At 43.5% G+C, this 11345-nt stretch carries 11 protein-coding genes and 1 tRNA gene; 7 read left to right on the top strand and 5 right to left on the bottom strand.

What is annotated here, in order from left to right:
• Window positions 1-38: 38 nt before the first annotated feature.
• From BEL04_RS03645 to BEL04_RS03660, 4 genes are read right to left on the bottom strand one after another with little or no spacing between them, the layout of a single operon-like run.
• Entirely contained in the window at window positions 39-794 is a 756-nt protein-coding gene (locus tag BEL04_RS03645) for a hypothetical protein (RefSeq protein ID WP_066000323.1), read from the bottom strand.
• Window positions 791-1174, bottom strand: a complete 384-nt coding sequence (locus BEL04_RS03650; protein ID WP_066000325.1) for a GntR family transcriptional regulator — start codon at window positions 1172-1174, stop codon at window positions 791-793. Before BEL04_RS03650 ends, BEL04_RS03645 begins: the two co-directional genes overlap by 4 nt.
• 18 nt (window positions 1175-1192) lie before the next feature.
• Entirely contained in the window at window positions 1193-2002 is an 810-nt protein-coding gene (locus BEL04_RS03655; protein WP_066000327.1) for a hypothetical protein, read from the bottom strand.
• Window positions 1999-2841, bottom strand: coding sequence for an ABC transporter ATP-binding protein (locus BEL04_RS03660; protein WP_066000330.1), 843 nt, complete (start codon window positions 2839-2841; stop codon window positions 1999-2001). The genes BEL04_RS03655 and BEL04_RS03660 overlap by 4 nt, the downstream gene beginning before the upstream one ends.
• Before the next feature lie 126 nt (window positions 2842-2967).
• Between BEL04_RS03660 and hemF the strand changes: the two genes are divergently transcribed.
• The 7 genes from hemF to BEL04_RS03695 all read left to right on the top strand — a co-directional run bounded on the left by hemF (window position 2968) and on the right by BEL04_RS03695 (window position 11249).
• On the top strand, window positions 2968-3876 hold the full coding sequence (gene hemF / locus BEL04_RS03665) for an oxygen-dependent coproporphyrinogen oxidase (protein ID WP_066000331.1): 909 nt from the start codon (window positions 2968-2970) through the stop codon (window positions 3874-3876).
• Between the two features lie 4 nt (window positions 3877-3880).
• The gene (locus tag BEL04_RS03670) at window positions 3881-4282 is read left to right on the top strand and encodes a hypothetical protein (protein ID WP_139112907.1); all 402 of its coding nucleotides are present in this window, start codon (window positions 3881-3883) and stop codon (window positions 4280-4282) included.
• 239 nt (window positions 4283-4521) lie between these two features.
• Window positions 4522-7101: a DNA gyrase subunit A gene (gene gyrA / locus BEL04_RS03675; RefSeq protein ID WP_066000336.1), complete on the top strand. Its 2580-nt coding sequence runs from the start codon at window positions 4522-4524 to the stop codon at window positions 7099-7101.
• Between the two features lie 92 nt (window positions 7102-7193).
• Window positions 7194-8237, top strand: a complete 1044-nt coding sequence (locus BEL04_RS03680; protein ID WP_066000337.1) for a lipopolysaccharide assembly protein LapB — start codon at window positions 7194-7196, stop codon at window positions 8235-8237.
• A 2-nt stretch (window positions 8238-8239) separates the two neighbouring features.
• Window positions 8240-9430 carry a lipopolysaccharide assembly protein LapB gene (locus tag BEL04_RS03685; RefSeq protein ID WP_066000338.1) on the top strand — a complete coding sequence of 397 codons (1191 nt, stop codon included), beginning with the start codon at window positions 8240-8242 and terminating at the stop codon, window positions 9428-9430.
• A 105-nt stretch (window positions 9431-9535) separates the two neighbouring features.
• Window positions 9536-10024, top strand: coding sequence for a hypothetical protein (locus tag BEL04_RS03690; RefSeq protein ID WP_066000341.1), 489 nt, complete (start codon window positions 9536-9538; stop codon window positions 10022-10024).
• A gap of 22 nt (window positions 10025-10046) precedes the next feature.
• Window positions 10047-11249, top strand: a complete 1203-nt coding sequence (locus BEL04_RS03695; protein ID WP_066000342.1) for a DUF763 domain-containing protein — start codon at window positions 10047-10049, stop codon at window positions 11247-11249.
• A gap of 5 nt (window positions 11250-11254) precedes the next feature.
• Here the strand turns inward: BEL04_RS03695 and BEL04_RS03700 are convergent.
• Window positions 11255-11327, bottom strand: a tRNA-Thr gene (locus tag BEL04_RS03700).
• Window positions 11328-11345: the final 18 nt, after the last annotated feature.

An 11345-nucleotide genomic window follows, 5' to 3' on the forward strand; every position in this document is an offset into this window, starting at 1 on the left:
CGCTGATAAATACCTTTTTCATAACCCTGGTTCTCCTTTTACTTTTTAGTGATAAGGTGATTTAGTACCGAGCCCGATAAGCTGATGTGTGCACTATCTGCCGCAGCAAAATTTAATTGCTGAACGCCCGCACCGCTCATTTTTAATGTGCTTGATCCGTTTATCGCCAGATCAGCCTTTTTAATCTGGTTGCAACTCTCAATGACCAGGTACGAACCTTTTTCGGTGCCTGCGTTAAGGAATCCCAGGTCACAGGATCTAATAATAACCATGCCGTCAATTTCCTTTACCGACAGGCTATCCTGTTTAAATTTTGATAACACAATTGAATTGGGATCCCATCCATTATACGATGCCGTAAAATTCATCGTAGCCGGCTTTGCACCTTTAATGGTATAATAAGTATCGGTTTTTAATACGTTCAGCTTGGGGCATGTAATAATCAGTTCATTATAGCCCATGCGGACTGTTCCATCCGGATTTGTCACAGATGGCTGTGCATCAAGATCGATATTCACCATTAAACGGCTGCCAACTTTAGTGATCTTTACCGAGTCCTGCGAGTATTTCGTTTTTCTTACCGAAAAGGGCCCCTGTTGAATAGTCACATGCATCATCCCTGCCGAATTGATCTCCACTTCGTCAAAGCCATCAAGCTTGTAGCTTACATAATCTTTTAAAGGATCGCGGTAGGTGCCTTTTTGATATTCGGCCTTTAACGCGGTATTGTATATACCCAGTGATATTACTAAAATAAGAAAGGCGCTTAAAATAAATATATTGCTTGTTTTCATTGTTGCTCGTGTTTAAAGTTGTCCAACTTAAATTTCTCGTACCTGTTTTGAAGGTCTTCGAGTGTGATATCCAGCAGGTAGATGTTCCTGAAAAACTCCGGCAGGTCCTGTTGCAAAAAACGCTCTTTGCGATAAGCTTTTACTTTTTGTATACCATCGGTAGCTACAAAAAAGCCAATGCCGCGCTTGTTGAAGATCACTTCCTGGCTTTGTAAAAACTCGTAGGTACGCATTACGGTATTCGGGTTGACCTCCAGTTCGATGGCCAGGTCGCGCACCGAAGGTATCTTCTCGTCGGGCAACCAGATGCCTCTTAATATCTTTTCGCTCACAAATGCTGCTATCTGCAGGTATATGGCTTCGTTGTTTCTAAATTCCATTTCTTTTTTCTCCCGCAGCTAAACTTTCTTTTCTTTCAACCGGTAATAGGCAGCGCACCACATCATCGCACTAAGCAAACCAAAAAGCACCAGTACCCATTTCATTACGGCAAACCTCAGGTCGATATTGGCGTAAGAGGTGTGTGTAGTACCCGGAGAGGGTTGTGGTAAAACTTCGTACTCAAAAGACAGCCCTGTAAACGGTGGGTTGCCACTTATTTTATGGTGGATCATCAGCTGCAAAACCTGGTCGTTTAAAAACCATATCACCAGCAAAACCACGAAGAATGCGAACGCGGTTTTGATAAAATGCAGCTTTTTAAAGTATATCGCACCGTATATTACAATACTGTGCAAAAATGCGTATGCGATGAAGATGATGTAAAACTTGTCTTTAACCGAAAACACATTGATGACATGTACCATACTTTCGGGCCAGTTGCCCAGGCGTATCACCGTTAAGATGATGGCGTAATACACAGCCGTGAACACCACCTGGAATATAAGGTACGAATAGAGCCAGCTCACTAAAAACTTCTCGAACGACGAAGCAGGCAGGGTTATAGCGGCTATGGCTTTGCGCTTTTCGCCCAGGTTGGCAAAAATTATACTGGTAAAAATAGTGCCGGAGATCATTAAAAAGCCAACATAAAACGCAATCTGCTGTTTCAGATCCATCGGTTGCAGGCTTTTATAATTTACCGTTCCGATGATGATCGATAATATCCCGATCAGCACAAAAAGCGACATCAGATAACTTTTATAATTTTCGGCGGTATGCTTTTTAAAAAGCAGGGCAAAACGGTTCAAATTAAATATCTGGTTCATTTTGTCGGTGTATTTAGAAGGTTAATTACTGATTGATTGTTGCTGACAATAGCGTTGAACAGCAATTCCATATCCACTTTGCTGTAAAGATTATCTGCATTGGCTAATATGGCGTTCTTGCCCCGAATACTGTCTTCATGATACAGCGTAGCCTGTTTATCGTCGCTTTCTAATGTGGTAAAGTATAACTTCTCGGCAATCATATCCAGCGCCTCATTTACCACGATTTCTCGGTCGTTCAATACAACTAAAGTATCGATCAGGCTATCCAGATCGCGCACCTGGTGAGTGGAGATAATGACGCACCTGTCTTCGGTTAATACCGACGCTATGGTTTTACGGAACTGCACTTTCGATGGGATATCCAGGCCATTGGTAGGTTCGTCCATTACCAGCAAACTGGTGTTGGTTGCCAAACCAAACGCTATCATCGCCTTTTTTTGCTGACCGAACGACATTTTATCCAAAACAGCCTCCCTGGGCACCTCAAATTCTTCGATATAACCATAAAACTGATCTTCGTTAAATTGGGGATAAAACGGAGCTGTATTTTTGACAAACTGTGCAGCCGTTACAGCGGGCATAAATATCTCTTCGGGGATAAAATACATATCCGATAAAAAATCAACTGATCGGTCGGCGCTGCTCAACCCGTTAACAAAGCAATAACCGCTTTGGGGGTAGGTGAGGCCCGTGATGTTATGAAGCAGGGTCGATTTGCCGGCACCATTCTTACCTAACAGGCCATAAATGTGACCTTTGGATAAGTTCAGATTCAGATTTTTAAACAACAGGGCTTTTTTTGAGTAGCCGAAGTTGAGGTCCTTGATTTGAATCATATAATTGTTTTAGTGTATTAGTTAAATAGTACACTGCAAATGTAGATATGAAAATTATAAATCCAAATTATTTTAGAAATATTTTTCAGCGATCAGAATTCGTGCAATTCAGTTAAGTTTGCAGTGATGATAACAAAGGAAGAAATAGCCGCCCAATACCAGCAGCTACAAAACGAAATATGTGCCGGCCTCGAAAACCTTGATGGTAAAGCAAAGTTCGAAGAAGAGATATGGCAGCGAGATGGCGGGGGCGGGGGCAAAACCCGGGTAATACAAAACGGTAATATCCTCGAAAAAGGAGGGGTGAACTTCTCGGCTGTACATGGCCAGTTACCTGAGGTAATGAAAAACGCGCTTAAAGTTGAGCAGCACGATTTCTTTGCAACCGGCGTTTCCATCGTTATCCATCCCAATCACCCGCTGGTGCCCATTATCCACATGAATATCCGTTACTTCGAACTGGAAGCAGACCCGGGGCAGCAGCCCATGCGATGGTTTGGAGGAGGCATCGATTTAACACCCCATTATGTTTTTGAAGACGATGCAAGCTTTTTTCATAACCAGCTCAAAGCCGTATGCGATCGATTTGATCCCGAATACTATCTGCGTTTTAAAAAGTGGGCCGATGATTACTTTTTTATAAAGCATCGTAACGAAACACGTGGTATCGGCGGTATTTTTTACGATCGCATAACAGCAACAGAACAACATAGCTGGGACGATATTTTCGAATTCTCGAAGGCTGTTGGACGTTCGTTTCTGCCAACCTACACCGAACTGGTGAACCGCAATCGCGATAAGCAATATACCGAACAACAGCAGGAGTGGCAGTATCAGCGCCGCAGCCGCTATGCCGAGTTTAACCTGGTGTATGATGCCGGTACCAAATTCGGCCTCGAGACCAACGGCCGCATCGAGTCGATACTGATGAGCCTGCCACCACAGGCGCGATGGATATATAACTATCATCCACAGCCAGGGTCGGAAGAAGAAAAGACGTTAAGTTTATTAAAAAAAGGCATCAACTGGACCTGACAATATGAAGAGAATAGTTTTAACATCCTTTATAATAGCATGTATCGCATTGTTATCATTTACTGATATAACCACATTAAAAGGCACCTGGCAATACAATGGCGGCGTTTCAAATGGTAAAGCCGAAGGCCCGCCGACGCAATATACCCTGCAGCGTAAATATACCGACAAAACTTTTACGGCCTTTGTATTGGAAAAGGGCAGCAAACCCGAAAAGTACGAAGCCGGCAATTATACCTTAAAAGGTGATACCTGTTTCGAAACCTGCACTTTCAATAGTCAAACACCGCAGGCAGTAGGCAAAACTGTAACGTATATCTATTCCATCGATAAAGGCATTATCCATCTGAAAGCTGTGCTGCCGGGAGGCACTGTCGTAGATGATCAATGGAAAAAGGTCAGGTAGGATTGCACTGATTATTTTCATGATTGTACTGATTTAAAAAGCGATTTAATTGATTATGATGACGGTCGGTGAAATCAAAAACAATCCGTGCAATCACAAATAAATCTGTGTAATCATTTATAAGGCAAAACTTATCAACAGCGTATCCCTATACCACATTATTTGCTATCTTCGCAGGTCGCTTTAAAATACACCTAAATTTAAATTTGAATAAAAGCGGCGCGTATAATACATAACAAATGGCTGAAGATAACGAGAACGACCAGACGAACAATTTCGACCGAATTATCCCGATTAATATTGATGAAGAGATGCGCTCCGCATACATTGATTATTCAATGTCTGTTATCGTATCCAGAGCACTTCCTGATGTTCGTGACGGGCTTAAACCAGTTCACCGCCGTGTTTTATTCGGCATGCTCGATCTGGGCTTAAACGCAAATAAACCTTATAAAAAATCTGCGCGTATAGTGGGTGAGGTGCTGGGTAAGTACCACCCGCACGGCGACTCATCAGTTTATGGCACTATGGTACGTATGGCGCAGGACTGGAGCCTGCGGTACCCGCTTGTTGATGGCCAGGGTAATTATGGCTCGATAGACGGTGATAACCCTGCGGCAATGCGTTATACCGAGGCAAGACTGCAAAAGATTGCCGAAGAGATGCTGGCCGATATCAATAAAGACACCATCGATTTCCAGCTTAACTTTGATGATTCGCTGGAGGAGCCTACAGTATTGCCTGCAAAATTCCCTAACCTGCTGGTTAACGGCGCTTCGGGTATTGCGGTGGGTATGGCCACTAATATGGCGCCGCATAACTTAACCGAAGTCATCAATGCTACCGTTGCCTATATCGATAACCGCGAGATCGAGATAGCTGAACTGATGAAATACGTAAAAGGCCCGGATTTTCCAACCGGAGGTATTATCTACGGTGTTGAGGGCGTGCGCGAAGCTGCCGAAACAGGCCGTGGCCGTATCGTATTACGTTCGCGTGCCGAGATCGAAGTTTACAATGGCGACCGTGAGCGGATCATTGTTACCGAGATACCTTACCAGATCACCAAGTCGGATATGATCGAGCGTACTGCCGAATTGGTTAACGAGAAAAAACTCGAGGGCATCTCTGCTATCCGCGACGAATCGAACCGCGAAGGTATCCGTATTATTTATGAGATCAAGCGCGATGCAAACGCATCTATCGTATTAAATAACTTATTTAAATACACATCTTTACAAACTTCATTTAGTGTAAATAACATTGCGCTGGTGCATGGCCGCCCGATGTTGCTTAACCTGAAGGATCTGATCCACCATTTCGTAGAGCACCGTCACGAAGTGATTGTCCGCCGTACCAAGTTCGAACTGGCCGAGGCCGAGAAGCGCGCCCATATTTTGGAAGGTTTGCTGGTTGCGCTTGACCACCTGGACGAAGTAATTAAACTCATCCGCGAATCGAATACACCTGATGAAGCACGCGACGGGTTAATGACTACCTTTAACCTGAGCGAAATACAGGCACGTGCCATCCTGGATATGACATTACGTCGTTTAACCGGACTGGAGCGCGACAAGATCAAAGCCGAGTACGCCGAGTTAATGAAACTGATCGACTACCTGAAAACTGTTTTAGCCGATGAAGGCCTGCGTATGCAGATCATCAAAGATGAACTGGCCGAGGTTCGCGAAAAATACGGCGACGAGCGGAAAACCGAGATCGTTCACTCATCTGCCGAAATGCAGACCGAAGACTTCATCGAAGACGAGAACGTGGTAATCACCATATCGCACGAAGGTTATATCAAACGTACTCCGCTGACCGAGTATCGCACTCAGGCTCGCGGTGGTAAGGGCGCGATAGGCAGTAACAGCCGCGATGCCGACTTTATAGAGCACCTGCTGATTGCTTCAAACCACAACTACATGCTCTTCTTCACCGAAGCCGGTCGTTGTTTCTGGCTGCGCGTATTCGAAATCCCGGAAGGTACACGTACCTCAAAAGGCCGTGCTATCCAGAACATCATCAACATACCGAAAGAAGAAAATATTAAGGCTTATATCAAGGTCATTAATCTTAAAGACCAGGAATACCTTAAAAATAACTTCATCATCATGTGTACCAAACAGGGTACCATTAAAAAGACTTCGCTCGAAGCATATTCGCGCCCGCGTGCCAATGGCATTAACGCCATCAACATTAACGAGGGCGATACCTTGCTTGCAGCTAACCTGACTACCGGTAACAGCGAGATTGTGATGGCGCTGCGTTCGGGACGGGCAATACGTTTCAACGAGTCGACCGTTCGACCGATGGGCCGTACTGCTACCGGTGTTCGTGGCATAACCCTTGCTGATGATCTGGATGAAGTTGTGGGTCTGATCAGTATCGACGATCCGGAAACTACTGTTCTTGTAGTATCCGAGAACGGATATGGTAAACGTACCGATATCGACGATTACCGGGTAACCAACCGTGGTGGTAAAGGTGTTAAAACCCTGAATATTACTGATAAGACCGGTCCGTTGGTGGCGATTAAAGGCGTTACCGATAAAGATGACCTGATGATCATTAACCGTTCGGGTATCATTATCCGCATTGCGTTAGATACTTTGAGGGTAATGGGACGCGCAACCCAGGGTGTTAGGCTGATCAACCTTAAAGAAGGTGATAGTATTGCTTCGGTGGCGCAGGTTGAACGCGAAGAAGAAGATGAAAACCTGGAAGGCATTGAAGGTACAGAACCCGAAAACGGCGGTGATGACACCGGTTCGGCCGGCACACCCGCCGAAAGCGCTGGCGCTGACGATAAAGAATAATAAATAGCTTGGCTATGTATATCCGTAAAGTTTTTTTACTGATAGTTTCAATATGTTTTACATCCTCCGTTGCCTTTGCTCAAACGGAGGCAATGAAGGATGTAATCAACAACATCGCCTTTTATTATAAAAAAAACGACCTGAAGTATCTTTCTGATGCTAAAAAATCGGTAGATGCCGCATTTAAAACCCGCGCCGATTCGCTCGACCTGGGCAAGAACGTTTACAAAGCAGTAGTATATTCCAGCATCGTATATATCGATTCGCTTAACAAGCTAAAACAGCCTGATACGCTCTTCCTGCAGACTACCAAACTGGTAAACAGGATCATTCATAATCATAAAGCATATAAGTTTGATCCCGAAATAAACTACATCAAAGGCTGTATTGCAAATGTTTATTTACGCAGAGCTTTTGATGGTTATAGGCATAACAATTACCGCTCGGCAATCAACGACTTTAAGTTGGCTAAGAATTACGTTCCGGCATTTAGAGAAATTGACGGATACCTGGGTAATATTTACTATAAATTAGGCAGCTATACTACTGCCGTTACTTATTACGATACGTTACTGCATACCCGAAAGCCCCGGTTAGAATATATCCAGTCGGCAGCGAATACCTACAAAATATTAGGCGATACCGCCAGGGCCCTGCAAATCATAAAAGATGGGAGAGAGGACTACCCGCGCGACAGGTATTTACAGACAGAAGAAGCCAATATCTATAATAATCGTAAAGATTATGGCAAATTACGGCCATTGGTTGATGAGTTGCTTGCACAGGAGCCAAATGATGCCGAACTGATCTTTATGGCCGCCAATTGTTACGACCATTTGAACGATTTTGATAAAGCCGCGTCGCTGTACCAAAATGCCATTGAGCTAAGTAGCACGGATTTTACACCGGTTTTTAACTTAGGATTGCTATATTTACGGAAAGCTACAACAGTAAAAAAACATGAAGACTATTGGGCCGATATAAACCAATCAAAAAGCTGGCTTGAAAAAGCTTCTGAAATTTCGCCGAACAACCAAGCGTGCCTGAAAGCATTACAAATGTTATATTTGCAAACAGGAAACGACAGCCAATTAAACAAAGTAAATATTAAATTAAAACAGCTAACTAATTATTAATCATGAAAATAAAACTTCTGGCAACTGGTATACTGGGCCTTGTTACAGTAACTACAGCATTTGCTCAAAAAGGAGAGTTGAACACCGCAACCGAAGAATACGGTAATTATTCTGCTTTACGCGGGCAGAAAAGCGGCCCGCTGGCCGACAAAGCCAAAACAAGCCTTAATAACGCAAAAGCCTCAATTGATAAAGCTTCTGCAAATCCTAAAACCAACACGCTTCCGGCTACCTTCGCTGTTAAGGCTGAGATATACGCATCATTAGCGCTGCGCGAAACAGACCCGGCGGTATCAACCCCGCTTTTTGCGACAGGGGAAGAGGCCGTTGCGAAGGCCAAGGAATTAGACACCAAAGGTGAAAATAAAAAGGCGATAGATGAAGCCAGCGATTTACTTGGTCAATACAAATACTACGACGGGATTAAACAATATCAGGCAGGTAAATATGACGCCGCTTACACAGCGTTTGATTATTTCCGTTCGACACGACCTGACGATACTACTGCATTGTATTTAACAGGCCTGTCTGCAGCAGCGGCGCAAAAGTATGACATGTCTGTTAAGTACTACGGTGAATTAATTAAGACAAAGTACTCCAAAAACCCCGATGTATATGCGGATTTATCATTGATATACCTACAAAAAAAGGATACTGCATCGGCAATTAAGATAATTACCGAAGGAACCGAGAAATTCCCTAATGACACCAAACTGTCGAGGAGGGAAATTGAATTAAATCTGCAGGCTGGTAACCAGGCAAAAGTTTTAGATAAGATACAGAAGGCTATCGACAAGGATCCTAAAAACAAAACTTTGTATTACTATGCCGGCTTAACTTATTCGAATAGCAATAACGATGCAAAAGCCGAAGAAATGTATCGTAAAGCAATAGAGATCGATCCTAACTATTTTGAAGCCAACCTTAACCTGGGTGCATTGTTATTGCAGCCAGGCAGTAAATTATATAATGCTGCTCAAAAACTCCCCGTATCAAAACAAAAAGAATATGATGCAGATATGGCGCAAGCAACGGCTCTTTTTGAAAAGGCTAAACCCGTTATTTTGAAGGCTGTCGAATTAGATCCTAAATCGTATCAGGCTTTATACAACCTGAAAGTATACTATTTGGGTACACGAAAAATGGCTGATGCCACTGAGACTCAAAAGAAAATAGACGCACTAAAACAATAGAAGAGAAGACCCGGATATTTGCCGGGTCTATTTCTTTCTCTTTATACTTAACATAATATTAATTATAAGAAATAGTAAATTTACAATTTTTAGTATTTTCATGCCATGGGTGCACTGTTAATAATGCTTTTAGTGATGTTGCCGACATTGATACCAGCTATTAAACGCCAAATCAAAAAGCCAGAGTTTACCGAGGCTGACTTATTTGAAGAGTTTGTTTGTACTGATTTTTTTGTTCGTGAAAAATATTACTTAACAGCCGTACCCGATATCGTAGTTGCAGCCGACAACGTATTCAACGAACTTAATTTTACACAACTTGGTAACGAATATGAATTTTTCATTAAACCAAAGTATTACACCAAAACTAACCGTACCGAAATTGAATATTGTACCAAAAAGGAATTTTTATTCTTTAAAAACGAGATAGAAATCCCCGTTTACATTATGCTCGGTATCGGCGGCCCATGCCATTTCCCGGATAAGCTATACCTAATACCATTTAAGAACTTTAGCACAAACACTATCCCGGTAGCAATGCTGGTACAATACGAAGTAAAAATTAACCAGGATATTGATTTTTCTATTTATTAATATTTGCTAATTTTGTTAGCAAATGAAGTATTCCGGTAATAGCGATCTGCCGTTACATTATGGCTACGTACCTGTCTGGCTTGCTGAGCGTATGGCTAAATTAGGTTTGGCTATCGTTGAGGCAATAATCATCGAATACGGAAAAGCCGAAGTATTGAGCCGTTTGAGCGATCCTTTCTGGTTTCAAAGCCTGGGCGCTGTTATGGGGATGGATTGGCATTCGTCAGGCATAACTACCTCAGTTATGGGTGCCTTAAAACGTTCTGTTAACCCACATTCAAAAGAATTGGGCATCTACATCTGCGGCGGCAAGGGAAAATACAGCAGACAAACCCCGGCCGAATTGATGAGCATTGGTGAACGTACGGGTCTGGATGGTGAATACCTGGCACGTTGCAGCAAGCTCACCGCTAAAGTGGATAACACGGCGATTCAGGATGGTTTTCAGCTTTATTTGCACAACTTTATCGTGAGCGATGAAGGCCAATGGGCCGTGATACAACAAGGCATGAGCGACGCCAGTTCGACTGCACGCCGTTATCACTGGCACTCACAGGATCTGCTGTCGTTTGTCGATGATCCGCATACCTCTATTTACGGAAAAAATGCCGGTTTGATCCTGAATATGGCCGATAAACAGGCCGCTCCTGCCCGATCTTCGGTTATGCAGATCAGCAGCGAATATCCGGACATAATGCTTAATGAAATTAAAAAACTGGTGATGCCGGCTCATCACGATGTACGTTCAAAAGATGTCGATCTGAAACGCCTGGGTTCGGTACTGTGGCTGGCTCATGAAAAAAAACCGGCAGATTTTTCGGAGTTGTTATTGCTTGAAGGACTCGGCCCGAGAACCTTACAATCGCTGGCTTTGGTGAGCGAAGTGATTTATGGAACCCCGTCTCGCTTTACCGACCCGGCAAGGTTTTCATTTGCTCACGGCGGTAAAGATGGGCATCCGTTTCCGGTACCAGTTAAAACTTATGATGAAACCATATCGACGCTTCAAACTGCAGTACGCAAGGCAAAAATCGGCCAGACTGACAAGCAGGAAGCCATCAAAAAGCTATCGCAAATAGCACAGCAAGCCGAAAAGAATTTTATCCCCAACGCGGATTTTGATAAGTTGGTTGAAAAAGAACGTGCCGAATCATGGCGATACGGAGGCCGAACCGTTTTTGGTAAAGCAAAACCGCCTGCCGAATTGCAACTCAAATTATTTTAATATAGAGCCGACGACGGGACTTGAACCTGCGACCCACGCATTACGAATGCGTTGCTCTACCAGCTGAGCTACGTCGGCTAATGCCTGGAAAGGTTA

This window comes from Mucilaginibacter sp. PPCGB 2223, assembly GCF_001705515.1.
GTDB lineage: Bacteria > Bacteroidota > Bacteroidia > Sphingobacteriales > Sphingobacteriaceae > Mucilaginibacter.